Raw genomic sequence first — 24822 nt, forward strand, 5'->3', positions numbered from 1 at the left:
ACGGGGGGTGGCGGGCCCCTTCTTCATGCCCGGCGCCCCCGCCACATCTGAACCTTCCGGCTCACGCCAAGCCCGCCGGACGACCGGTTCCGCGGCCGAGGTGCGCGCCGATCCCGAGCAGCGTCGAGCGGCCAGGCAGCGAGGTAAGCGAGGTAGCGGTCGAGCTCCCCCATCGGAATTCCAACCCGCCGCCCGCAGGATCGCCTCGCCCGGCGGTTGCAGGAGCGGACCGGGGCTGAACCGGTCCACGCCGGTCACCACGGCCGCTGTGCCGTACCCATGGGCCGACGGCGGCACCGGCGGCTCACTCAAGCAGTCAGTGCCAGGTGCGGGACCTCAGGGGCAGCCCGGAGGCCCCGGACTCGGGGGTCCTGACGGCGAGGACCTGGTTGACGCCGATGCGGTTGCGTTCGAAGGCGAGGGCGCAGGCGGCCATGTACAGCAGCCATACGCGGGACCGCCCGGGGCCGGCGATCCGGATCGCGCGCTGCCACTGGGCCTCCAGGTTGGTGACCCAGCGGCGCAGGGTGTGGGCGTAGTGCTCGCGGATCGACTCGACGTCCCGGACCTCGAACCCGGCCCGCTCCAGCATGGTCACGGTGGTGCCGAGGGGGGCGAGTTCGCCGTCGGGGAAGACGTAGGCGTCGATGAACCCGTCGAGGTCGTACGCCGACTCGTCGCGCTGCGGGCGCCGGGCGATCTGGTGGTTGAGCAGCCGCCCGCCGGGCCTCAGGAGCTTGAACAGGTCCTCGGCGTACTCCAAGTACCGTTCGGCGCCGACGTGTTCGGCCATGCCGATGGAGGAGATCGCGTCGTACGGCCCGTCGGTGACGTCCCGGTAGTCCTGCACCCGGATCTCGACGCGGTCGGTGAGCCCTTCGTCGGCGACGCGCTTGCGGGCGTAGGCCGCCTGCTCCTGGGAGAGGGTGATGCCGACGACGCTCACGCCGTACTCGCGGGCGGCGTGGATGGCCAACGAGCCCCAGCCGCAGCCGACGTCGAGGAGTCTGTGCCCGGCTGTCAGGCCGAGCTTGCGGCAGACGAGGTCGAGCTTGTCGCGCTGGGCGTTCTCCAGGGTGCCCTCGGGCTCGGGGGCCTGCCAGTAGGCGCACGAGTACACCATCGACGGTCCGAGGACGATCTCGTAGAAGCCGTTGCCGACGTCGTAGTGGTGGCTGATGGCCCGCTTGTCGCTGCGCCTGGTGTGCAGGTGGCCGCGGGCCCGGCGGATCTCCTCGGGCGGCGGGGCGGGCGGCAGCGGCGGTCCGGCGAGGGCGACGAGTCGGCGTACGGCGGAGCGCACCTCGGGTTCGCGCAGGGCCTGGAACAGCGTCCTGTCGTCCTCCCCGCGCTCCCAGACGAGCCCCGAGATCAGGCCGAGGGCGGTGTAGAGGTCGCCGTCGATGTCCAGGTCTCCCGCGACCCACGCGCGGGCCAGCCCCAGTTCGCCCGGCTTGAACAGCAGCCGGCGCACGGCACGCCGGTTGCGCACGACCAGCGCGGGCGCGTCGGGCGGCCCGGCCTCCGAGCCGTCCCAGGCGCGGATCCGTAACGGTAGCGGCACCCCAAGCAACTGTGCGAAGAGGTCCCTGAGCCGCAGCGCGGCATCTGCCATGACGCACACCTCCGTGACGAGGATCCCGGAATTGTCCACCTTGGTAAACAGCGGCATGCCGGGGAGCACTCCCTTCGGCGGGTCACGTCCGGGCAAAACACATGTAGCAACCATGTACATCCGCCGGGTGCGGGAACGCCGAAGGACCTCCCGCACCACGGATGGCGGGAGGTCCTTCGGGGTGGATCAGCGACCGGAACCGGTCGGGTGACCGGAGCCGGTCAGGAGGCCTTCGCCTCGGTCTTCTTCGGCTCGGCGGCCGGCACGGGGCGCGCGGCCTCGTAGAACTCCTCGCGCGGGTTCTCCATGGCGCCGAGGGAGACGACCTCGCGCTTGAGGAACATGCCGAGGGTCCAGTCGGCGAAGACGCGGATCTTGCGGTTCCAGGTCGGCATGGCCAGACCGTGGTAGCCGCGGTGCATGTACCAGGCGAGACGGCCCTTGAGCTTGATCTTCATCTTGCCCATGACGATCATCGCCACGCCCTTGTGCAGGCCGAGACCCGCCACAGCACCCTTGTTGGAGTGGCTGTACTCCTTCTGCGGGAAGCCCCGCAGCCCGGAGATCACGTTGTCGCCGAGGACCCGTGCCTGGCGCAGCGCGTGCTGGGCGTTCGGCGGGCACCAGGCGTTCTCCACGCCGGCCTTGCGGGCGGCGACGTCCGGGACCTGGGCGTTGTCGCCGGCGGCCCAGATGTAGTCGGTGCCCTGGACCTGGAGGGTCGGGGCGGTGTCCACGTGACCGCGCGGGCCCAGCGGAAGGCCGTAGCGGGAAAGGACCGGGTTCGGCTTGACGCCGGCGGTCCACACGATGGTGCTGGAGTCGACCTCCAGGCCGTTCTTGAGGACCACGTGGCCGTCGACGCAGGAGTCCATCGAGGTGGAGAGGTAGATCTCCACGCCCCGGCTCTCCAGGTGCTCCTTGCCGTACTGGCCGAGCTTGGGGCCGACCTCGGGAAGGATCTTGTCGGCGGCGTCGACGAGGATGAACCGCATGTCCTCGCGCGAGACGTTGGTGTAGTACTTGGCCGCGTCGCGGGCCATGTCCTCGACCTCGCCGATGGTCTCCGCACCCGCGAAGCCACCGCCGATGAACACGAAGGTGAGCGCCTTGCGGCGGATCTCCTCGTCGGTCGTGGAGTCGGCCTTGTCGAGCTGCTCCAGCACGTGGTTGCGCAGGCCGATGGCCTCCTCGATGCCCTTCATGCCGATGCCCTGCTCGGCGAGGCCGGGGATCGGGAAGGTGCGGGAGACCGCGCCGAGCGCGATCACCAGGTAGTCGAAGGGCAGCTCGTACGCCTCGCCGACCAGCGGGGCGATCGTGGCGACCTTGCGGTCCTGGTCGATGGTGGTGACCCGGCCGGTGAGCACCTCCGCCTTCGGCAGCACGCGTCGCAGCGGGACGACGACGTGGCGCGGGGAGATGTTGCCGGCGGCGGTTTCGGGGAGGAAGGGCTGGTAGGTCATGTACGACCGGGGGTCGACGACCGTGACGGTCGCCTCGCCGTAGCGCATCTTCTTGAGAATGCGCCGAGCTGCGTACAGGCCTACGTACCCACCGCCTACTACGAGGATCCTGGGACGCTCCGTGGTGCTCATGCCATCGAGTATCCACCTGCCCCAGGGGGGTCGCTCGTGCGCCCCTTCACAAGCTCTTGCAGAGGGTGTGTTATCCTCCGCCGCTCGCGTGATCCAAGTCATGGCGCGGAACGGGAACCACGGTACCTGGCGACCCGTTGTCAATGCCGCGTGAGCTGCCTCTCTGCGCCGAAAGGTGCCCCGTGAGGGGACCTCGCGGGCACCTCCCCCAGCCCTCACCCGAGGTCCGCAACCCACCGTTTTGAACGTGTTCACACGGGTGTTGAGCCCCCGGAAGGGTCAACCGGACCACATTCGCCGTCCCACAGGACCAAATTCCTTGTGAAGAACTTCACGAAGTTTCTCGACGCCACGTCAAAGAGGGGCCCCGAAGGGCCCCCCGGACGCGCTCATTCGTTGTTCTGCCTGCTCAGCAGAGGTGCCCGCAGGCCCTATGCGACGGACCACGCGATGCCGTCGAGGATGTCGTGCTCGCTCACGACGACCTCCTCGGCGCCGATCCGCTCCATGATCGTGAGGAGGACGAGGGCCCCGGCGCCGATGACGTCCACGCGCCCCGGATGCATGGAGGGCACGGCCGCGCGCTCGGCGTGGGTGGAGCGCAGCAGCCAGTCGGTGATCTCGCGGACGCGCTCCCGGGAGACCCGGGAGTGGTGGATGGCCTGCGAGTCGTACTCCGGTAGCTCCTGCGCGATCGCCGACACGGTGGTGACGGACCCGGCGAGCCCCACCAGCGTGCGCGCCTCGCGCAGCGGGACGGTCTTCTCGGCGAGGTCGAGAGCGGCCTCGATGTCGGCCCGCATCGCGGCGATCTGGGCGTCGGTCGGCGGGTCGCTGACGGCCCCGTCCCGGACCAGGTGCCGCTCGGTCATCCGCACACAGCCAACGTCCACGGAGCGTGCGGCGCGCACCTGGTCGTCGCCCACGACGAACTCCGTCGAACCGCCGCCGATGTCCACCACGAGGTAGGGCTTGGCGAGGTGGTCGCTGCCGGTGAGTTCCCTGGTCGCCCCGGTGAAGGAGAACTCGGCCTCCTGGTCCCCGGAGATGACCTCGGGCTCGACCCCGAGGATGTCCATCACCCCACGCACGAACTCGTCCCGGTTCTCGGCGTCCCGGGAGGCTGAGGTGGCGACGAACCGCAGCCGCTCGGCGCCGTGCTCCTTGACGACCGCCGCGTACTCCCGGCACGCGGCGAAGGTCCGCTCCAGCGCCTCGGGCGCGAGCCGCCCGGTCCGGTCGACCCCCTGCCCGAGCCGCACGATGGTCATACGCCGGTCCAGCTCGACCAGTTCACCGGTCTGCGGGTCACAGTCCGCGACGAGGAGCCGGATCGAGTTCGTACCGCAGTCGACGGCGGCGACGCGGGTCACCGGTCGCCCTCCTTCTGCTCGGGGAGCGTCACGCACGCGCCCTTGCGCCACCACTCCGGCAGCATCGCGATCGCCTCGTCGCCCAGCGGGTTGACGCCCGGTCCGGCGGCCAGCGAGTGGCCGACCAGGACGTGCAGGCACTTCACCCGGTCCGGCATGCCGCCCGCGCTCGGGAAGCCCTCCAGGACCTCGATGGCGTCCCGGCGCGCGAGGTAGTCCTCGTGCGCGGCCCGGTACGCGGCGGCGAGCTCCGGATCGGTCTGCAGCCGCTCCGTCATCTCCTTCATGACGCCGTTCGCCTCCAGCGTGCCGATCGCCGAGGCGGCGCGCGGGCACGTCAGGTAGTACGTCGTCGGGAAGGGCGTGCCGTCCGGCAGCCGGGGCGCGGTCTCCACGACGTCCGGCTGCCCGCACGGGCACCGGTGCGCGATCGCCCGCAGCCCGCGCGGCGGCCGCCCGAGCTGCTGCTTGAAGGCCTCGACATCCGCGTCGGTCGGCTCGGTGCGCGGAGTGGAGGGCGGAGGCGTTTCCATGCCTGTCTTTCTCTGGGTCTTGAGGTCTTGAGGTCGTGTCACTGCTCGGAGGCGTCGGACTTGTCGACGCCGTCCCAGACGTTGGCGTACCAGGGGCGGTCGGCCGCGCCCAGGTCGGTGCGGGACTTCTTCGCCGCGTCGGGGTCGACGACGATGAAGCCCGTCTCCCCCGGCATGACGTAGTGCAGCCGCTGCCGGATCTGCTGCTCCGCGTACGCGTCGTCCTGCCAGCGCGCCTTGAGGTCGCGCAGTTTCTCGACCCGCTCGGCGGCCCGCGCCTTCTCCCGCTGGAGATCGGCGATCTCGGCGCGCTGGGAGACGTACTGCCTTATCGGGTACGCCAGCGCCACCACCAGCGTGCACAGCACGAGGGCGAGCAGCGCGGCCCGGCCGGTCAGCCGGGAGCGGCGGGCCTGCCGTTTGGTCTGGGAGCGGTAGACACGGGCCGCGGTCTGCTCACCGAGCAGCCTGATCCTGGTCGTGGTGGAGAAACGGTCCCGGTCCTTCACGGCCATCGGCTCTCCGCCTCCCCTTCTACGTACGTACGTCCCCGCACACGGTACGGGACCGGTACGGGGACGTACGTACGACTGGCTAAGGCTTAGCCCTGCCGGGGTCAGCCCTTGAAGCGCGGGAACGCGCTGCGGCCGGCGTACACCGCGGCGTCGTCGAGGATCTCCTCGATGCGCAGGAGCTGGTTGTACTTGGCGACGCGCTCGGAGCGGGCCGGGGCGCCGGTCTTGATCTGGCCGCAGTTGGTGGCGACGGCCAGGTCGGCGATGGTGACGTCCTCGGTCTCGCCGGAGCGGTGGGACATCATGCACTTGAAGCCGCTGCGCTGGGCGAGCTCGACGGCGTCGAGGGTCTCGGTCAGCGAGCCGATCTGGTTCACCTTGACGAGCAGCGCGTTCGCGGCGCCGTCCTCGATGCCGCGGGCCAGGCGCTCCGGGTTGGTGACGAACAGGTCGTCGCCGACGATCTGCACCTTGTCGCCGAGCTTGTCCGTGAGGACCTTCCAGCCGGCCCAGTCGTCCTCGAACAGCGGGTCCTCGATGGAGACGAGCGGGTAGGCCGCCACGAGCTCCTCGTAGTACTCCGTCATCTCGGCGGCCGAGCGGTCCTTGCCCTCGAACTGGTACTTGCCGTCCTTGTAGAACTCGGAGGCGGCGACGTCGAGCGCCAGGGCGACCTGCTCGCCGGGGATGTAACCGGCTTCCTTGATCGCCTCGAGGATGAGGTCCAGGGCGGCGCGGTTGGACTCCAGGTTCGGCGCGAAGCCGCCCTCGTCGCCGAGGCCGGTGGACAGGCCCTTGCTCTTCAGGACCTTCTTGAGGGTGTGGTAGACCTCGGTGCCCCAGCGCAGCGCCTCGGAGAAGGACTCCGCGCCGATCGGGGCGATCATGAACTCCTGGATGTCCACGTTGGAGTCGGCGTGCGAGCCGCCGTTCAGGATGTTCATCATCGGCACCGGCAGCAGGTGCGCGTTCGGGCCGCCCAGGTAGCGGAAGAGCGGGAGGTCGCTGGCCTCGGAGGCGGCGTGGGCGACGGCCAGGGAGACGCCGAGAATGGCGTTGGCGCCGAGCGAGCCCTTGTTGTCGGTGGCGTCCAGGTCGAACATCGCCTGGTCGATCAGGCGCTGCTCGGTGGCGTCGTAGCCGACCAGCTCCGGGCCGATCTGCTCGATGACGGCCAGGACGGCCTTCTCGACACCCTTGCCGTGGTAGCGGTTCGGGTCACCGTCGCGCAGCTCGATGGCCTCGAAGGCGCCCGTGGAGGCGCCGGAGGGAACGGCGGCACGACCGGTGCTGCCGTCGTCGAGGCCGACCTCGACCTCGACCGTGGGGTTGCCTCGGGAGTCCAGGATTTCCCGGGCTACGACGACGTCGATGGACGGCACGAGCATCTCCTTCTTGGGATGTGACACGGTCCGCCGGGACCGCGGTGGGTTCTGCGAGTCCGAGCCTAACCGGCTCCGGGGGATCGGCCACCGTGTGGACCGCCCCCTGGACAGAACCGAGAGTAAATTGTTTCTGAACTGAACAAAGACGCCCCCGCAGCGGCCCATGAAAAAACCCCGCCCCGGTGCGTACGGGGGAACACGCACCGGAGCGGGGAGCCCGTGGGGACGGGGGGGGACCCTCACGAGGCCTTCATCCTGAAGGACACGGCTGTGAGGGCCCTGTGGTTCAGCTGGGCCTTACTTCAGGTGCAGCTGCTGGCCCGGGAAGATGAAGTCGGCATCGTCGATGATGTCCTTGTTCAGCTTGAACAGCTTCTGCCAGCCGCCCTTGACCTTGTGCTTCTCGGCGATCGAGCTGAGGGTGTCACCCTTGACGACCTTGTACTCGCCGTCGCCCTTCTTGACCTTCTTGCCGGTCGGGGTGGTGACGGTCTTCTTGGCGGCCGGACGGTCGGTCGAACGCGAGGCGCTCTGCTCGTCGGTCGAACGGGTGCTGGTGCCCGAGTTCGAGGAGCTGGAGTTCGAGCTGGAGGAGGACGAGCTGCTGCCGCCGTTGTAGCCGGCGCTGGACAGGCCCGTGCCGCAGACCGGCCAGGCACCCTTGCCCTGGGAGGCGAGGACCTTCTCGGCGACGGCGATCTGCTGCGACTTGCTGGCCTGGTTGGCCTGCGCGGCGTACTGCGTGCCGCCGTACGCGGCCCAGGTGGAGGCCGAGAACTGCAGGCCGCCGTAGTAGCCGTTACCGGTGTTGATGGACCAGTTGCCGCCGGACTCGCACTGGGCGACGGTGTCCCACTCGGAGGCGGTGGCGGCGGAGGCGTTGCCGGCCGCCATCAGCGGGGCGGCGATGGCGACACCGGTGACACCGGCGAGCGCGGCGGCGCGGGTGGCCTTGGACGGACGGCGGTGCTTGCCCTTGCCGGAAAACAGCATGGTGGATCCCCTCACCGACGCCTGCGAGGTGAGCTGTCGGGTTCGGGCCGGTTGAGTTGCCCGGTCGCACACCTCGCGGTGCGCGACTTAACCCCAAGCCGGTCCAGCGTGAACTGCTGGGTCCGGCACTTACCTTGGGTCCCCCGCTCCTGCCTACGGCGCTTGACGCGACGACTGTTCCCGTACGGCCGCTGGCAGGATTCGGCGTTGCGACAGACGGGGCTCGGGTTGCCGAGCGGTCACGACCGTAGACACGCGATCGGCGGAATTTCAAAGACGATCAGGGCTTCTGAGACTCATCCCACACTTTCACCAAAGTGGACATTCAGTGCGAAGTGTGACGTGAACTCCCGCTGCTTTTCAGGCCTTTTCGGCCCTATTCAGCCCCTGTGTCGAGCGTCTGACCGGCGACGATGTTGCTCGGGTCGGCCCCGATACGGTCCTTGTTCTCGGCATAGAGGGCACGCCATCCGCCGTCGAGGCCAAGGGAGTCGGCGATGGAGACGAGGGAGTCGCCCTCCTGGACGGTGTAGGTGGCGGCGTGCCGGCCGGCCGAGGGCGAGGCCGTGCTCTTCGTCGCACTTTCCTCGGCGCTGCCGCCGCGATGCTTGCCGGAACCCAGGGCGCCGACGTCCACGAGGGCCGAAGAGCTACCCTCCTGCCACGACTTGTCCGCTTCGCCCTCTTCCGGGCTCACCACGGGCGAGCTGCCGGAAGGCCGCGCGTCCTTCGTGGCGGAGTCCTTGGATTCCGAAGAGTTCTTTTTGTCCGACTTGGCGGCACCGTCGTCGTCGCCGGAGGGAGTGGCCGACGGCGAGGGCGTCGCGGACGAACCGTCCAGTGCGTCGAGCAGACCGGAAGACTCCTCGGAGCCCGAGGAGTTGGAGGAACCGGACGAACCAGACGAGTCGGATGTGGCGGACGAGCCGGAAGCCGAGGCCGAGGGCGTACCGCTCCCGACGCCCGTGTCGACGTCCGCCGAACTCGAGTCCTTGCTGAGACCGCCGAGCAGACCGCAGGTCGGCCACGCGGCGATGCCCTGGTCGTCGAGGAGCTTCTCGGCCACGGCTATCTGCTGGCTGCGGCTGGCCAGGTCCGCGGTCTCGGCGTATTCGAGGCCGCCGTACTTCTCCCAGTTCTCCTGGGACATCTGCAGGCCGCCGTAGTAGCCGTTGCCGTCGTTCGCGCTCCAGGAGCCGCCGCTCTCGCACTCCGCGACGTGGTCCCAGGTGGTGCCGGTGGCGGCACTCGCCCCGGTCGCTCCGAGCAGTGGGATCGCGATGGCGGATCCCGTCACACCGGCTGCCACGAGGAGAGCCGGAGCCTGACGGGGGCGACGGTGACGACCGTTCCCGGAGAGCATGGAGGGACCTTTCCCGAGACAGCAAGTACCCGCGCGGTGGGTGGTACGGGGCACCGCGCTGGTCCGTGAACGTATAGGGGTTCGATCACTTGTCACAAGTTAATGCCGCGTAGATCACGTGAAGATCACATACTTGAGGGCGCGTCATGTTTACGCGGCACCGCGCCGGGATAGGCCGGACCCCTCGGTCGATTACCGGACGGGCGTGAACTCCACGGGCAAAGTACGCAGTCCACGCATGATGAGCCCCCCACGCCAACGCAAATCGGCCGAATCCACCGCGAGTTGGAGGTCCGGGAGGCGAGTGAGGAGGGTGGCGAGCGCGGTCTGGCCCTCCAGGCGGGCGAGCGGGGCACCGAGGCAGTAGTGGATGCCGTGTCCGTAACCGAGGTGCTGATTGTCACGGCGGGACAGATCGAGCACATCGGGGTCGGCGAACCGCTCCGGATCCCGGTCCGCGGCCGCGAGTACGACGAGCACCGGATCCCCGGCGGCGATGTCCTGCCCGCCGATCCGCAGGGCTTCGGTGGCGAACCGCCAGGTGGCCAGTTCGACCGGGCCGTCGTAACGCAGGAGTTCCTCCACCCCGGTCTCCAGGAGGCCCCTTTCCTGCCTGGCCAGGGACTCCTGCAGCCGGTTCCGCTGCTCGGGGTGGGTGAGGAGGGCGTAGGCGCCGTTGCCGATCAGATTGACGGTGGTCTCGAAACCCGCGAACAACAGGATGAAGGCCATGGCCGCGGCCTCGTTCTCGGTCAGGTGCTCACCATGGTCGGAGGCGCGGATGAGCCCGGAGATGAGGTCCTCGCCGGGGGTGGGCTCGTCGGGCAGCTCTGCCCGCTTGCGGTGGATGAGTTCGGCGAGATAGCCGCGCATCTTCTTCACGGACCGCGCGACCCCGCCCCGCGGCCCCCCTGCCTGCCCGGCTTTCGTGTGGCGCAGCATCATGCCCGCCCAGTCCCGGAAGTCGTCCTGGTCCTCCCGGGGGACACCGAGCAGGTCACAGATCGCGTAGATGGGGAGCGGGAAGGCGAACTCGTGGATGAGGTCGGCGGTGCCGGTGGCCGCGAAACCGTCGAGGAGACGGTCGGTCAGCTCCTGCACCCGGGGCGCGAATTCGGCGACCCTCCTGGGCGTGAACGCCTTGCTGACGAGCCGTCGGAGCCTGGTGTGGTCCGGCGGGTCGATGTTCAGCAGATGCGTCATCAGCTCCGCCTTGCGCTCCCCCGGGATACCGGTCTTCCCCTTGGCGTGCGCGGGCTCGTCGTGGTGCGCGGGGTTCTTGCTGAGCCGCTGGTCGGCCAGGGCCTGCTTGGCATCGGCGTAACGGGTGACCAGCCAGGCCTCCACCCCACTGGGCAACCGGGTCCTGTGCACGGGGGCGTGTTCGCGGAGCCAGGCGTAGGCGGGGTAGGGGTCGGTGGCGAACTCCCAGGTGAAGAGTTCGGGGGTGGGGGTGGGGGTGGGGGTTGTGGGGGTGGGGGTTGTGGGGGTGGGGGTTGTGGGGGGCGGGGTGGTGGGGGGCGGGGTGGTGGAGGGCTGGTCGGTCACTCCTTGACGTTATCCGGCGGGGTGGGGGGCTTGTCGGTGCCGGTTCCCTCACGTGCCGAGGGCCCTCCCTCCTCCCACCTGCCAGGCCCCTCCCCCACCCAACCGGCGCTACCTCAGCCCTCTCACCCCCTCAGCCCTCCACCTCCCGGATCGCGTCCCGGTACGCCCGTGCCGCCGCCCTCAGCGCAGCCTCCGGGTCGACGCCCGCCGCCTCGGCGCGGGTGGCCAGGGTGAGGAGTTCGTAGCCGATGCCCTCGGTCTTCGGGAGCGGGACGTCCAGGCCCGCCGTCCGCACCCGTGATGCCAGCTTGGCCGCGAGGGCGAGGCCGGGCTGGCCGAGGGGGATGCCCTCGGTCACCGAGGTGCGCTGCTTCTCTATCGCCTTGGTGCGCAGCCAGTGGGCCTTGACCTCCTCGGGGGTGTCGGCTCTCTCGTCGCCGAAGACGTGCGGGTGGCGGTGGATGAGCTTGGCGACGATGCCGCCGGCGACGTCGTCGATGGAGAAGGGGGCGTCCGGGTCCTCCTCGGCGATCCTGGAGTGGAAGACGACCTGGAGCAGCACGTCCCCGAGTTCCTCGCGCAGTTCGTCGCGGTCGTCCTCCTCGATGGCCTCGACGAGTTCGTACGCCTCCTCGATGCCGTATTTCGCGAGACCCCTGTGGGTCTGCTGGGAGGACCACGGGCACTCGGCGCGGATGCGGTCCATGACCTGGACGAGGTCGAGGAGCCGGGCGCCGGGCAGGTCGTAGGAGGCGGGGAGCAGCTCCAGCTCGGGCATCTGTACGCGTCCGGATCCGGCGAGGCGGGCCAGGCCGTCCGTGAGGGCCGGCTCGCCCTCGCCCGTGGCCACGACGATCACCGTGTGCCCGCCCGCGCACGCGGCGACCAGTTCCTCCGCGGTCGGGGACGTCTCGTCGACCCGTATCCCCGCCTCCCTCAGATACGGCAGCTGAAGGTGGGTGCCGTCCGCGCACAGCACACGGTCGGCGGCGTGCAGTGCCTGCCAGGCGGGCCAGGACAGCAGGCCGGGGGCGACGCGGTGGCTGGTGGTGAGCAGGACGATGCGGCCGGGGGCGGACGCCGTGTCGGGGTCCTGGTCGGGGGCGGGCTCGAAGCCGGTTGCGTTCACGATTCGAAGCTAACGCACGGGGCCGACGAGGCGATCCGGTTGTCCACAGGTCAGGGGTGGCGGAGTGATCGTACGATCATCTGCCCGCTCGGTGTGGACCGTCCTGCGGGTAGGGCTGTGGACGGTCCTGCCGGCCGTGCTGTCGGCCGCCCCTGTCCCGCTACGCGCTCTGCTCGCTCCCCGTCGCCGTGACCTCCCGTACCCACGGAGTCTTCGCGTCGACGCGGGTGCTCTTCGCGACGTCCCAGGTGCCGTAGCGCGGGTTGAGGTCGACGTCGAGTTGCTTCGACGCCTTGCTCAGGGCGTTCCAGAAGGCGGGGTCGCTGGTGTCGGTGCCGAGCTTCCCGGCGAGTTTCTGGGCCTCCAGCTGGAGGCGGAGGTTCTCGTCGAGGCGTTCGGGTGCGATGCCGTACTGCTGGAGCCAGGCCGTCTCCAGGCCCTTGGACCCGCCCGCCTGCTCCTCCAGGCCCGACCGCAGCTCCTGGACCTCCTTGCGGGTCACGGACACGCCCGCGTCGGCGGCCGCCCGGTGCAGTACCCGGTCGAGGACCATGCCGTGCAGGACGTCGCGGGTGAGGGTGCCGGTCTTGGCGATGGCCTGCTTGTACTGCGTCTCGTCCGTGACGGCGGCCCGCTGCGCGTCACGCACCTCGGTCACCCGGTTCTCCAGCTGGGAGACGGTGATCCGCTGCCCGCCGACGACGGCCGCCGCGCCGGGATGCGCGTCGCTTCCGCAGGCGGTGAGCAGGGGTGCCGCTGCGACAAGGGCGGCGGAGAGGACGAGCGCGGTGCGACGACGGCGGTGCAAGGAGGCCTCCCGAGGAGATTGTGCGACGGTGCACAAGGTCTTGCGGTGATCGATGGTAGGCAGGGGACCGGCTCTGGCCAACCCATTCGACCAACGATTCACCGGGACTTCCGGCACCGCCGCGCTCTCGCCGGCACGCACGCGCGTGTGCGGGGGTCAGCCGGTGATGGCCACCGGGGCGTCCCAGGCGTCGCGGTCCACGGTGATCGTGTAGCCGTTGCGCGTCTCCTTGCTGTTGACCAGGTACTGGTGGCCGCGGCTGTGATCGGTGAACTGGGTCTTGCCGAACGGCCAGTCCGTCGTCGTGGTGTTCTGCTTGTCCCACAGCGCGTACCAGAGGTTGCCCGGCAGGTCGGTCTTGTCGGTGGCGTTGGCGATCGCCTTGGCGCTGGAGCTGCTGAAGCCGTAGAAGCCCGCGCGGTACGTCTTCGCGCGCAGGGTCTTGTCGAAGGCGCGGACATAGGTGAGCACGGCGTCGTTGCACGCCTTGTTCGTGATGTCGTACGCCTCCATGTCCAGGTAGATCGGGCTGCCGACCTTCATGCCGAGCGCGGCGGCCTTGGCGACCGCGTCCGCGCCGTCGGTCGCGCCGAGGGAGGCGGCGGTGGAGGTGGTGAGCTTCTCGGGGTTGGAGCCGCTCTGGCAGGGCGGCTGGGCGCCGACGTAGAGCGGGATGAGCTTCCAGCCGACCGTGCTGACCGACTTGACCCAGGAGGCGGTGAGGTTGGGCTGGGAGCAGCCGCGGTTCTTGCCGCCCACGTAGACGGCGGCGGCGCCGTAGAGGCCGCCGTGCCAGGCCTTCATCGCGGCCAGGGACGGGGCGGCGCAGGTGTCGAAGGCGCGGCCGGTGTACGTCTTCTGCGCGGGCCAGGTGGTCGCGGCCATGGAACTCTGCGCGGCGAGGCCCGCGCCGGCGACCACGGCGGCCCCGGCGACACCCCAGGTGACGTATCTGCGCTTCTTCGACTGTCGATGACTGGACCTGGACGACATGGACGACCCCACCCCTGGTTGTGCTGTGCATGGCTGAAACGACGCGCAAAGCTATCCGGTGCTGATCCTGTCTTTCGAAAACACGAGCCCCGGAAGGTGACAAGTTTCCCTCTGGGTACGGCAAAATCTGGTCGTTTGCGCTAGCCGCGCACCTGTCCCAGCCATTGGAGCGTCCGGCGGATCTCCACCGCGAGCGGGTGGCCCGGTCCGTGGAGCCGCTCCACGTCGTGCAGCAGTCGCGCGAGGGTTTCGTGGGCGGCGGAGCGGTCGCCGAGGGCCAGCAGGAGGTGGCCGATGCGGCGGCGGACGTCGTGGGCGAGTTGGGGGTCGCCGGCCACGTACTGGTTCTCGTAGTACGGCAGCAGGGCGCGGTACTCGGCCAGTGCCGCCGCGGGTTCGCCGAGTTGTTCCAGGCACTGGGCGGCGTCGTAGCGGAAGCGCAGGGACTGCGGGTCGGCGTGGCCGGCCTCGGTCGCGCGTTCGTCGGCGAGGCGGCGCAGTTCGGGCAGGGCGCGCCGGTACTGGCCGTCGTCCATGAGGGTGGCGGCGTACTGCTTGCGCAGGGTGCGTACGACCGGGGAGTTCGTGCCGTGCTGTTCGGCGGCCGCGGGCAGGATGGCGCCGAGGATGTCGACGGCCTGGGTGATGCGGCCCTCGCCGAGGAGCCGCTTGACCTCGTCGACCGCGCGCGCGACGTCCGGCTTCTCGGCCTTCCCGGGTGCCGGTGTGACCGGGGCGGGCTGGGGCGCGGGCGTGCGCGCGCGGTCCGGCCAGGGGGCGTGCGGGCGCAGGAAGGGGCGGGTGGGATCGAGAGGCGCTCCGGTGGGCGTCCCGCGCGCGGGCAGGAGCAGCGCCAGGTCCTCGTAGACGTCCTGCGCGGAGGCCGGGCGGTGCTGCGGGTCCTTGGCGAGCAGCCGCAGGACGAGTGCTTCGAGGGCCTCGGGGACTTCGGGGCGGGTGCGGCGCACGGGCAGCGGGGGCTCGTACAGGTGCCGGTGCAGCACGCCGAGTGCCGTGGAGCCGGCGAACGGGACGTCTCCGCTGAGCAGTTCGTGCAGCAGTACGCCCAGCGCGTACAGGTCGGTGTACGGGCCGACCGCGCCGCCCATGGCCTGCTCGGGCGCCATGTAGGCGGGCGAGCCGATCGGCGAACCGGTGTGGGTGAGGCGGGTGGTGTCGGTGTCCATGACGGAGGCGACACCGAGGTCGAGGACGGTGACGGTGCCGTCCTGCTTCACCATCACGTTGCGCGGCTTGAGGTCGCGGTGGACGATCGGCACGGCGTGCACGGCGCTCAGTACGGCGCACAGTTGCGCGGCGACCGCGACGGCCCACTGCCAGGGGTACGGGTCGTGCTCGGCGAGATGGTCGGAGAGGTCCGCGCCGTCGACGTACTGCATGACGAGGAACAGCTCCTCGCCCTCACTGCCCGCGTCGTGCACGGTGACGAGCCCGGGGTGGTCGACCTGTGCGGTCACCCGGCACTCGCGCACGAACCGGCGGCGCAGTTCGTCCGCCTCCTGCCCGGCCACCTTGTCGGGGCGCAGCAGCTTCACCGCCACGCGCCGGTCGAGCCGCCGGTCGTAGGCCGTCCACACCTGGCCCATGCCGCCCTGCCCGATGAGCGTGGACAGTTCATAGCGGCCGGCGACGACACGTCCTGCCGCCGCGGTCACCTGCCGCCCTCGGCGTTGCCGTCGTGCTTGCGCAGGTAGTCGCTGAGTTCGTCGAGTTCGGCGCGCACCTGGTCGATACGGGCGGGCGCGGGGCGCTGCGGCGGCGGGGGCAGGACGACACCGGGGGCGGGGACCGGAGGAATCGACGGCTGCGGCTGCGGCTGCGGCTGCGGCTGCGGCAGGAGGGTGGACGTGTACGGCGGCGTCGGCTGCGGCGTGGGCTGCGGGTAGCCGTAGCCGGTGTGAACGGTCGGGCCCTGGGGCGGCGGCGGGTAGCCGGCGAACCGCCTCTGCTGGTGCACCCGGATGTCCGTCACCAGGAAGTACACGCTGCTGAAGAGGCCGAAGAGCAGGACCAATGCCATGGCGACATCGGTCCTGGAGTCGCTCTCCGGCAGTGCGCCGACCACCGCGAAGCACGTGATGGACAGCGGCAGGCTCGCCCAGGACAGCACCCAGTCGACCATCCGTCCGCGCAGGAACGCGACGCGGAACAAGGGCGCGCAGGCGAGCAGGCCGCACGAAAGGAAACCGACGGCGGCGAGCACCACGCGCAGGGTGATGACCGTGCCCGAGTCGCGGGCGGGCGGTGCCGCGCCGTGGCCGTACATGAACGCTCCTGAACCGGGATTCGATGTGGGGTTCGAGCGTATAGGCCGACAGCGACAACCGGTCACGGGTTGTACCGAACCGTTGTCGTCCTGATCAGTCCGGCGCGACCGTTCCGTCGGTGAGCCCGTCGTACATCCCGCGCACGAGCTGGTCTCCGAGCCGGCCCGCGTGCCTGAGCGCCCGCTCGAACTCGTCGAGCACGCGGAAGCGTTCGCCGTAGCGTCGTTGCTCGTCGAGCGTGAGCCGGGGCAACTGGAGCCTGCGCACGTCCAGGCGGGTCGCGGTGGAGGCGTAGCTGCTGGCCTGGCGGTTGTTGGCGGTGCCGCGCAGGAAGCCGGCGAGGAACCAAGGGTCGAGCGCAGCCGGATCGGGGCGCAGCAGCACGAGGTTGCGTCCCAGTGCGGCTCCCCCGGTCGCCGTGTCGATCACGCGCGCCACCGATCCCCCGCCGAGCACCGGCACGACGACGTCGCCCGGTTCGGTCAGCACCGGCTCCTCGTCGCTCTCGGGAAGTGTTCCGGAGGGAGTGGCCCCGGACAGGACGTCGTGGTCGGTGAGCACGGGCACGCGTGCGTGGCCGCCGTTGCCGCCCGTGCGCAGCATCAGGGCGCCCCCGCGCGCGAGTTCGCCGATGGTGGTGAGCGGCCACCGCGCGGGGTGCGCGGTGTCGGCGCGCGGCGGGGTGAGATCCGCGGTCAGGCGCAGGGTCTCCCCCAGCAGCTCGCGCACGGCTGTGAGCTGCTCGGCGCCGTCGGCCGCCGAGGGGGGCGGCAGGTGGCGGGCGGGGGCGAGGTCCACGTCGTCGTCGAGGAGTTCGATGACGGGCAGCGCGCGGGCCAGGCCGGGCCGTTCGGTGAAGCGGCCGGGGCGTCCGAAGGCCTGCCAGGCGTCGAGGACGGCTTCGCGCACGGCCCGCCAGTCCGGCCCGCCGCGCCCCTCGCCGGCGAACTGCCCCACGTCGACGAGGAGCACCTCCGGCTGCGCGGGCGCCCTTTCCGGGCGGCGCAGCACCCACAGGTGCAGCGGGATGTTGTACGGCGGTGCCGCCCCGACCGGCAGGGCGATCACGGCGCGCAGGGCACCGCGGCGCAGCAGGTCGGCGCGGATACGGCGGCCGGAGCGGCGGGACGCTGCCGCGGGCGGCATGAGCAGGACACCGGCGCCGCCGTCCTTGAGGCGGGCGAGCGCGTGCTGGACCCAGGCGAGCTCGGACTCGGTGCGGGCCGGGAAGCCGTACTCCCAGCGGGGGTCGTAGGCGAGTTCGTCGTGGCCCCAATTGCGCTCGTTGAACGGCGGGTGGCACAGGACGGCGTCGGCGTGCAGCTGCGGGTGGGCGTCGGCGCGCAGGGTGTCGCCGGTGGCGCCGCGCACGGTGGACCAGGTGTGCAGGGCGAGCCGGAGCGTGGTGAGCGCGGCGAGCTCGGGGGCGCTGTCCTGCGCGTAGAGCTTCTGGTCGGGGCGGGTGGCCGCCGCCCGCAGGAGGGCGCCGGTGCCGCACGCAGGGTCGAGGACGGTGCGGGCGGGGCCGGCCAGGTCGGCCATGAGACCGGCCAGGTCGGCGGGCGTGAGCGTGTACTGGCGCGGGTTGGCGTCGAGGTGCCGGCCGAGCAGGAACTCGAAGGTCTGGCGGGCGCCCAGCTCGGCGGCCAGCTCGGCGACGCCGCGGAGGAGGGGGGCGGAGGGGAGGAGTTCCGGGGCGGTGGGAGTGTGAACGGCGGGGTGGGGGGCCGCGGTGGCTGGGGGGTTCACGGGAGTCGACAGGGCGTTCACGGCAGGGGGCCGATCTGCGGTGGGTGTGTGAACCGGCCCCTGGGTGTTCACAGAGGACGGGGTACTCATGGCCGTCTGTGAGTTCGTCGCCGACGGGGTGCCGGTTGCCGAGTCCGCCCCGAACCGCGGTGTGAACACCTCCCGCAGCGCCCCCGGCAGCATCTCCACGAGACGCTCGTCGGACCCTGCGCTCACCTCCAGCCAGACCGGCGGGCGGTCGTGGATCAGCAGCAGGACACAGCCCGCGTGGGTGAGTGCGGTGACCGGGCCGTCGGGGTGGCCGGAGAGCTGCTGCCAGACGCGTTCCCGTAGGGGGACCTCGGCGAGTTTGCCCTGCTTGCGCAGCCAGGACTCGACCTCGGCGAGCGCGAAGGACGGGCTGGTCTCGGTGCCGCCGACGGGCTTGGGGAAGTCGGCGTGCCGACGTCGCCAGTTGCTGACGGCCGCGCGGCCCACACCGGCCAGCCGTGCGATACCGGCGGCGGTCACCTCAGTCGCGTTGTCCTGCACCCGCCCGCTCCCCTCGTCGTGCGGCACCAGACCTGCGCGCCGCATGTGACGCCGAGCATACCGAGCTGCGCAAGATCCACCCATTCACGCCCGTGTACACAATGGTTCTCGTGAACAGTGTTGACTCGGTTCACACGTTCTGTTCTCATTGACCCAGCGAACGAGCGACTGCCGAGCAGCGGGGGTCGCCACGTCGGAGGGGGACACAGCCATGGGCATGAAGGGCAAGGTCGCGCTGGGTGCCGTCGTAGGAGTCGTCGTCATCGGAGTCGTGTCGGCGAACGCCGGGGACAGCGGGAACGGCGACACCTCCGCCGACACCGGCAAGGGGTCTTCGGCGTCCGCGGAGCGCGAGGCCGGGGGCGGGAAGGCCGAGAAGGGCGATAAGGGCGCCACGGGCACCGGCAAGGCCGAGGTCGCCGAGAAGAAGGCCGCGTTCTCCGGGGACGGCGACTTCCAGGTTGGCTCGGACGTCAAGCCCGGCACGTATCGCACCACCGGCAACAGCGACGGCATGTGCTACTGGGAGCGGGCCAAGGACGCCTCGGGCGAGATGGACTCGCTGCTGGCCAACGACAATGTCACCGGCACCAGTTACGTCACCGTCAAGGCCACCGACAAGCTCTTCAAGTCGAGCGACTGCAACGACTGGGAGGCCGTCGACGGGAAGGCCAAGGGCTCTCCCGCCTCCCGGATGTCCGGCGACGGCGGCATGTTCCGAGTCCGCGCGGACATCGCCCCCGGCACCTACAAGTCCACCGGCAACACCGACGACTCCTGCTACTGGGAGCGCACCAAGGACGCCGAGCAAGGCACCGACTCGATCCTCGCGAACGACAACGTCAACGGCACGGCCGTCGTCAAGATCAGTGCTTCGGACGCCTACTTCAAGACGACCGGCTGCAAGGACTGGAAGAAGACCGGCTGAACCGGTCCGTCCCCTCGATCTCCTTTCGCTCACCACCGGGGCGCGCCCCACACACAGCGCGCCCCACCTCATCACGTCACCGCATCCCCACCAAGGAATCACCATGCGTCGTACCGCACTCGCCGCTCTCTGCATCGCCGCCGCGGCCACCGCTGGACTCACCGGCTGCCAGCCCGGTCAGGACAAGGCGGACACCAGCTCGAGCGCCTCCGGCGCGTCCGCCGGGTCGGGCAAGCCGCCCGCCAAGAAGGAACCCTTCGCCGGGCTGACCGGCGGTGAGATAGCCGACCGGGCCACGAAGGCCACGACCGGTGCCACCTCGCTGCGAATGAAGGGCGACATCCCCGACGACGAGAGCGGCGCCACCATCAGCCTCGACGTCCTCCTGAACAAGAAGGGCGAGTGCGCCGGCACCATCGGCATGGGCGGCAAGGGCAAGGCCGACCTGATCAAGACCGGTGACGTCGTGTACATGAAGTTCGACGAGGCGTTCCTGCGCGAGCAGAGCGAGGGCGAGTCGAAGGCGGACACCGACGCGGCCGTGGCCATGCTGGCCGGCAAGTGGACCAAGTCGAAGGCGACAGGCGCGGACGCCAAGGAGTTCGAGGGCTTCTGCGACCTGGGCTCGGTGCTCGACGGCGCCGAGGACACCGACTCAGACGCGAGCCGCGGCAAGACGGCCACCGTCGGCGGCGTGCCTGCGATCACGCTGCACGAGAAGGACGGCAAGGACCGCTACACGCTGTACGTCGCCACCCAGGGCAAGCCGTATCTGCTGCGGATCGACAGCACGGCAGGCGCGGACCAGGGGTCCGTCACCTTCAGCGACTTCGACGAACCGGTCCCGTCGCAGAAGCCGGCCGGCGACATCCTGGACCTCGACGCCCTGGGCGGCTGAATCAACGGGACGGACGCGGCACGCCCGGGCTCGGCCTGCCCGGGCTCGGCCCCCTTGGATGCGGCATGCTCAAAGGGCGTGTCGCATCCACACGTTGGGCTCGACGTACACCGCGTACCCGCGCTCCGGTTCGCACCGCACCGGCACCAGCGCTCCGGGCACCTCGATGTCGCCCCGGGTGGCGAAGGGCAGTCCGGTCCAGCGGCGCCACTGCTCCAGTGAGCCGGACACCGTCATGGACGCCGGTGCCACGGCGTGCACCTGGGCACCGGCCCGGACGTGCACGCGCAGCCAGGGATCGTGCGGCAGGCCGTCGGGGCGTACTCGACGGACGTACTCGTCGATCGGGGTGTGCGGTTCCAGATGCTTGGCGCTGGGGCGGACGGGGGCGACGACCTCGGTGAAGCCGTGGGCGCGGGCGTTGTCACGCATCGCCGAGAGCATCCGGGCGGACAGGCCGTGGCCCTGGAAGCGCGGATCGACGACGACCGAGATCGCGCTGACCGTGTCGGGCCGTACGACACGCCGCAGGTCACTGAAGGCCCATACCAGCACCTCGTCCCAGCCCCGGGCGGGCAGTTCACCGCGGCCCTCGGTGTGGAGGGCGAAGGGGACGCTGTGGGCGTGCGCGACGACCTCGCCCCGCTCGTCCTCGGCGAACAGCACGTGCTCGGGGAGTTCGACGGAGATCCGTCCGTAGTGGGCGTTGCCCACAAGGTCCTCGGTCACGAACCGCGGCCAGCTGTCGGCCATGTCGAGGACGCGCTCGCGCATCTCGGGACGCTCGGCGAGGCTCGATACCTTCAGCTCCATGCGATCACCGTAGGCGCGGGCCCGCCCACCGGGAAGCGCATTTCGCGCCCCCCAAGTGCCCGCGACCGCGCGCCCCGAGCCCCCTCAGTCCGCGTGGAACCGCGGTGGCGCTGCCGTCGGGTTGCCGCCCGCCGGGAGCTTCTGGCCGGGGCAGCCCGAGAGGACCTTCTCCATCGCGGACTTCTCGGCGTCCGTCACCCACAGGCCGTACTTCTTCTTCACGGCGACCTGGGCGGCCACATAAGTGCACCGGTACGCCTTGTTCGGCGGCAGCCAGGTCGCCGTGTCACCGTCCCCCTTGGAACGGTTGGTGCTCGCGTCGACGGCCAGGAGGTTGAGGGGGTCGTTGGCGAGAGCTATCCGCTTGCTCGCGTTCCAGTACTTGGCCCCCTTCTGCCAGGCGTCGGAGAGCGCGACCACGTGGTCTATGTCGACCTGGCTGCGACCTCGCCGGTAGGTCACCTCCTTGCCCGAGTACGGGTCCGACTCGAGCACGCCGTAGGACACCTTGCAGTCCCCGCCGGTGAACCTCACGTCCTCCAGGTCGCGTTTGAGTATGTCGTCGCGGGTGTCGCACTCGTTCGAGTCGGTGTCCGCCCACGCGGTGCCGAACCTGTCCCGCTCATAACCCGTCTTGGGCGCCCGCCCCTTCACGGTGAGCGACTCGGCGGCGCTGAGGGCCGCACCCGAACCGGCCGCACCCCCGGTCTCCTCGGGCCCACCGGCCCCTGTGGTCGTCTCCGCCTTGCACCCGGCCACAGCGAACACCAGCACGACGGCGGCCGCGGCCCCGCCCCTCAGACGCATCACGTGCGCCCCTCCCCTTGCAACCCGGTCCGCCCCCGCAGGGAGCGACTTCCCTCGTACGACGTCGCGCACACCGTAGCGAGCGGGCGCACCGCGGCATTCAGGAGGTCCAGACCACGACCCTCAGGAGTGGGCATTGCGGATATATACGCCGTATCGTCAGTGCTGAGTCGCCTTCGGAAGGAGCTCGGGATGGGCATCTTCGACAGGTTCAAGAGCAACCGCCAGGTGCAGGACAAGGGCAAGGACATGTCCGACATGGCGGAACGCAAGGCCAACGACAGGACGGGCAACAAGTACGAGGGCCAGGTCGACGACGCGCAGCAGAAGATCGAAGGGTCGATCGGCATGGATCGCGACAGGCCCGACCAGCCGTAACGCCGAAATCCCCACGGAGGACACCCGGCCACCGGACCTGACAGGCACGACCAGGCACGACCAGGCACGATCCGAGCAGGCTCCTCCGTCACACGCTGAACGAGAGGCCGTCCGCGCAGATCCGTCTCGCGTGGGCGGCTTCGCGTTCCGCAGGGGTCACACCGGCGGGCCTGCCGGCCACGGCAGCACGGTGAGTTCCGGCCATTCCTCCTTCCAGCGCGCGGTCTTGGCCTCATAGACCTCTCTCGGAGCGAGTACCGGGTTGGGCCGGACCACGAGGTTGAACACGTCGGACAGGCCATGGGGGGCGTAGACGCGCCACTCCCCGCCGGGTTCCAGCCGCACGCCCAGGCAGCACGTGGTCGCGGCGAAGCGGTCGATGGCGGACTCGGTGGAGTCGTGCGGCGGGCAGGGCACTCCGAACTTCCGCTCGTACCAGAGGTGCACCCGGGCCTCGTTGCGGATCTCCACCTCGGCCCGCAGGCCGTCGAACATCTCCTGGCCCGTCCTGATCACGGCGTCCTCGGCCTCCCAGGAAAGATCGGTGTCGTCGAAGTAGAAGACGTCGTAGTCCCTGATGCCCTGGGCCGGGGGTCTGCCGGTGACCACGTTCCACACGGTCTGGAACAGACAGCCCGCCGTCACGTACCAGCCCGGCAGATCAAGCGTCGCCGTTCTGGCCATCACCTCGGTCAGGATCTCGTTCCGGCCGAGCGTGGAACGGAAGGCGTCCAGTTGTTCCGCGAGGGGAAGTCGTCCGAGCATCCGTCCTGACTACCACGGTCAGACCTTGCCGATGCCGAGGGTCGTCTCCGACGGGAGCAGCCCGGAGGACAGCACCGCGACCCAGAAGTCACCGAGCAGGTCCGCGAGTCGGGTCACGTCGGCCGTCCCGAGCAACTGCCATGGGGCAGCCGCGAGTCGGTCCGTGTGGTGTTCCACGCGGTGGCGGAGGTCGCGGCCGGCGTCCATGGCCTCGCCGTGCTCGTCGACCAGACCGCGGGCCGTCAGGCGCTCGCGCGCGGACTCCCATTCCCCGGCGCTCCAGCCTCGGCTCTCGAAGCGCTCGACGGACGCGGCGCCGATCGCGGCGAAGGAGACCAGCGACTCGACCGGGTCGAGGCCGGCGATGAGCAGAGCCGCTATGTGGCCGTCGCCGCGGTGCTCACGCAGGATCATCGCCGCCTGCCACAGCTGGAGGTGAGGGGCCTCGGGCCACCCCAGCTCGGCGTTGGCCGCAGCCAGCGGCCGGCCGGCCGTGTTCACCGCCTCGGCCGCGCGCCGGGCGAGAGCGGCTGCCTCCGCCAGCTCGGGGCTGTTGACGCGGTCGCCGAACAGCGCGTGGTAGGCCCGGTCGATCCCCCGCAGCCTTGCCGCCAGCACCGCACCGGGCGCGGCGGTCGCCCACGCGGAGTCCATGTGCTCGGCGACCATGCGGGGACTGAAGCTGTAGAACGCGGACGTCACACGCTCGGCGCCCACCGGCCCCAACGGCGCGGCACGCAGGGGGAAGTAGCTCGGCCAGCGCTCCATCGTGTCGTACCCGAGCGCCGCCATCTCCTCGGAGACCTCCGGCGCGTAGTAGAGCACCGCGTGCAGGGGTTCCAGCAGATGCCAGAGCTGGCGCACCCGGGTCAGCTCCACAGCGTCAGGCGCCCCACCGGCCTCGTCCTCGGTCCTGTGCTCATGCTTCGACATGCCATACCCCCGTCGTCAGTGAAGTCCCCGGGGCCTCGAACCCGGCCCATAACTTGACACTGACTAGATTGCCCCGGCAGCCCGAACTTGTCAATGCCTAGATCGGGCGTACGCTCTGACCATGGCACCCGCGGAAACCGACCGACCGAACCGCCCCTACCACCACGGCGATCTGCGCCACGCGATCCTCACCGCAGCGCTCGACGTCATCACCGCCGACGGTCCCGCCGGGCTGAGCCTGCGCGACCTGGCCCGCCGCGCCGGGGTCTCGCACGCCGCCCCGGCCCACCACTTCCGGGACCGCACCGGGCTGCTCACGGCGATCGCCGCCGAAGGATTCGCGCTGCTCGCGGACGCCGTCAACGACGCCTCGGACCTCAAGGACGCGGGCGTGCGCTACGTACGCTTCGCCCGCGAGCACCCGGCCCACTTCCAGGTGATGTTCGCGCCCGAACTGCTGCGCACCGGCGACCTCGAACTCACCACGGCCCGCGCCCTGGCCACCGACGCCCTGCGCTCCGCGGTCTCAGCAGTGCACGCCGACGACTTCGGCATCGACAGCCGCCTCGCGGGAGTCGCCGCCTGGTCCCTCGCCCACGGCTTCGCCACGCTGCTCCTCAGCCACAACCTGGACGGCCCGGTCGGCGACAGCGACCCCGAGGAAGTGTTCAGGACGCTGGCGACCACGCTGTTCCGCACGCACTGAACACAACCGCCCGCCGGGCAGGGGGAATTGATCAGAGCGTCCCGGCTTCAGCGGACGACCGTCCCCCAGAGCGACCGCAGCGGCATCACCGCATGCGCGCCCCGCGACAGGGCACCGCCTCCCGACGGCCCCGCGTGGGACCACCGGCACCCACGGGCGACCGGGCGGGCGCG

The 24822-nt window shown here is 70.5% G+C and carries 23 protein-coding genes and 1 riboswitch; of the genes, 4 read left to right on the plus strand and 19 right to left on the minus strand.

Features of this window, described 5'->3' with window-relative positions:
- Positions 1–316 precede the first annotated feature (316 nt).
- The 15 genes from ABZT02_RS15640 to ABZT02_RS15710 all read right to left on the minus strand — a co-directional run bounded on the left by ABZT02_RS15640 (position 317) and on the right by ABZT02_RS15710 (position 18421).
- Complete coding sequence (locus ABZT02_RS15640) at positions 317–1615, minus strand: class I SAM-dependent methyltransferase (protein ID WP_356018637.1); 1299 nt, start codon at positions 1613–1615, stop codon at positions 317–319.
- 221 nt (positions 1616–1836) lie between these two features.
- Positions 1837–3213 carry an NAD(P)/FAD-dependent oxidoreductase gene (locus tag ABZT02_RS15645; protein WP_356018180.1) on the minus strand — a complete coding sequence of 459 codons (1377 nt, stop codon included), beginning with the start codon at positions 3211–3213 and terminating at the stop codon, positions 1837–1839.
- Positions 3214–3644: 431 nt separating this feature from the next.
- The gene (locus ABZT02_RS15650; RefSeq protein WP_356018183.1) at positions 3645–4586 is read right to left on the minus strand and encodes a Ppx/GppA phosphatase family protein; all 942 of its coding nucleotides are present in this window, start codon (positions 4584–4586) and stop codon (positions 3645–3647) included.
- Positions 4583–5119, minus strand: a complete 537-nt coding sequence (locus tag ABZT02_RS15655) for a DUF501 domain-containing protein (protein WP_355747053.1) — start codon at positions 5117–5119, stop codon at positions 4583–4585. Before ABZT02_RS15655 ends, ABZT02_RS15650 begins: the two co-directional genes overlap by 4 nt.
- Before the next feature lie 38 nt (positions 5120–5157).
- Positions 5158–5634: a septum formation initiator family protein gene (locus ABZT02_RS15660; protein WP_356018185.1), complete on the minus strand. Its 477-nt coding sequence runs from the start codon at positions 5632–5634 to the stop codon at positions 5158–5160.
- 101 nt (positions 5635–5735) lie between these two features.
- Positions 5736–7022: a phosphopyruvate hydratase gene (gene eno, locus ABZT02_RS15665; protein WP_356018638.1), complete on the minus strand. Its 1287-nt coding sequence runs from the start codon at positions 7020–7022 to the stop codon at positions 5736–5738.
- Between the two features lie 294 nt (positions 7023–7316).
- Complete coding sequence (locus ABZT02_RS15670) at positions 7317–8012, minus strand: transglycosylase family protein (protein ID WP_356018188.1); 696 nt, start codon at positions 8010–8012, stop codon at positions 7317–7319.
- 3 nt (positions 8013–8015) lie between these two features.
- A riboswitch (cyclic di-AMP (ydaO/yuaA leader) is annotated at positions 8016–8183 on the minus strand.
- 205 nt (positions 8184–8388) lie between these two features.
- On the minus strand, positions 8389–9375 hold the full coding sequence (locus ABZT02_RS15675) for a transglycosylase family protein (RefSeq protein ID WP_356018190.1): 987 nt from the start codon (positions 9373–9375) through the stop codon (positions 8389–8391).
- A gap of 192 nt (positions 9376–9567) precedes the next feature.
- On the minus strand, positions 9568–10923 hold the full coding sequence (locus ABZT02_RS15680; protein WP_356018192.1) for a cytochrome P450: 1356 nt from the start codon (positions 10921–10923) through the stop codon (positions 9568–9570).
- Positions 10924–11053: 130 nt separating this feature from the next.
- Positions 11054–12052 carry a nucleoside triphosphate pyrophosphohydrolase gene (locus ABZT02_RS15685; RefSeq protein WP_356018195.1) on the minus strand — a complete coding sequence of 333 codons (999 nt, stop codon included), beginning with the start codon at positions 12050–12052 and terminating at the stop codon, positions 11054–11056.
- A 160-nt stretch (positions 12053–12212) separates the two neighbouring features.
- Positions 12213–12860 carry a SurA N-terminal domain-containing protein gene (locus ABZT02_RS15690; protein WP_356018197.1) on the minus strand — a complete coding sequence of 216 codons (648 nt, stop codon included), beginning with the start codon at positions 12858–12860 and terminating at the stop codon, positions 12213–12215.
- Between the two features lie 156 nt (positions 12861–13016).
- Positions 13017–13853 (minus strand): glycoside hydrolase domain-containing protein, encoded by an 837-nt coding sequence (locus tag ABZT02_RS15695; RefSeq protein ID WP_356018199.1) that lies wholly within the window; start codon positions 13851–13853, stop codon positions 13017–13019.
- Between the two features lie 140 nt (positions 13854–13993).
- Positions 13994–15487, minus strand: a complete 1494-nt coding sequence (locus tag ABZT02_RS15700; protein ID WP_356018639.1) for a protein kinase — start codon at positions 15485–15487, stop codon at positions 13994–13996.
- Positions 15488–15525: 38 nt separating this feature from the next.
- Positions 15526–16140, minus strand: a complete 615-nt coding sequence (locus ABZT02_RS15705; RefSeq protein WP_356018201.1) for a hypothetical protein — start codon at positions 16138–16140, stop codon at positions 15526–15528.
- A gap of 94 nt (positions 16141–16234) precedes the next feature.
- A complete protein-coding gene (locus ABZT02_RS15710; protein WP_356018641.1) occupies positions 16235–18421 on the minus strand; it encodes an N-6 DNA methylase in 2187 nt (728 codons plus the stop codon).
- A gap of 211 nt (positions 18422–18632) precedes the next feature.
- Here ABZT02_RS15710 and ABZT02_RS15715 point away from each other — a divergent pair, with 211 nt between their 5' ends.
- A complete protein-coding gene (locus ABZT02_RS15715; protein ID WP_356018203.1) occupies positions 18633–19349 on the plus strand; it encodes a hypothetical protein in 717 nt (238 codons plus the stop codon).
- Positions 19350–19452: 103 nt separating this feature from the next.
- The gene (locus tag ABZT02_RS15720) at positions 19453–20247 is read left to right on the plus strand and encodes a hypothetical protein (RefSeq protein ID WP_356018205.1); all 795 of its coding nucleotides are present in this window, start codon (positions 19453–19455) and stop codon (positions 20245–20247) included.
- A gap of 69 nt (positions 20248–20316) precedes the next feature.
- Here the strand turns inward: ABZT02_RS15720 and ABZT02_RS15725 are convergent, their stop codons facing one another.
- Positions 20317–21060, minus strand: coding sequence for a GNAT family N-acetyltransferase (locus tag ABZT02_RS15725; RefSeq protein ID WP_356018207.1), 744 nt, complete (start codon positions 21058–21060; stop codon positions 20317–20319).
- An 84-nt stretch (positions 21061–21144) separates the two neighbouring features.
- Positions 21145–21867 (minus strand): HNH endonuclease family protein, encoded by a 723-nt coding sequence (locus ABZT02_RS15730; protein WP_356018642.1) that lies wholly within the window; start codon positions 21865–21867, stop codon positions 21145–21147.
- Positions 21868–22059: 192 nt separating this feature from the next.
- Here ABZT02_RS15730 and ABZT02_RS15735 point away from each other — a divergent pair, with 192 nt between their 5' ends.
- A complete protein-coding gene (locus ABZT02_RS15735) occupies positions 22060–22245 on the plus strand; it encodes an Rv0909 family putative TA system antitoxin (protein ID WP_356018209.1) in 186 nt (61 codons plus the stop codon).
- Between the two features lie 156 nt (positions 22246–22401).
- Here the strand turns inward: ABZT02_RS15735 and ABZT02_RS15740 are convergent, their stop codons facing one another.
- A complete protein-coding gene (locus ABZT02_RS15740; protein ID WP_356018212.1) occupies positions 22402–23010 on the minus strand; it encodes a nucleotidyltransferase family protein in 609 nt (202 codons plus the stop codon).
- A gap of 18 nt (positions 23011–23028) precedes the next feature.
- On the minus strand, positions 23029–23943 hold the full coding sequence (locus tag ABZT02_RS15745; protein WP_356018214.1) for a hypothetical protein: 915 nt from the start codon (positions 23941–23943) through the stop codon (positions 23029–23031).
- A gap of 121 nt (positions 23944–24064) precedes the next feature.
- On the opposite strand from ABZT02_RS15745, the gene ABZT02_RS15750 reads away from it, so the two are divergent.
- On the plus strand, positions 24065–24649 hold the full coding sequence (locus ABZT02_RS15750; protein WP_356018216.1) for a TetR/AcrR family transcriptional regulator: 585 nt from the start codon (positions 24065–24067) through the stop codon (positions 24647–24649).
- The last annotated feature ends 173 nt before the right edge of the window (positions 24650–24822 follow it).

Source organism: Streptomyces sp. NPDC005402, assembly GCF_040606575.1.
In the GTDB taxonomy this organism is placed as follows: domain Bacteria; phylum Actinomycetota; class Actinomycetes; order Streptomycetales; family Streptomycetaceae; genus Streptomyces.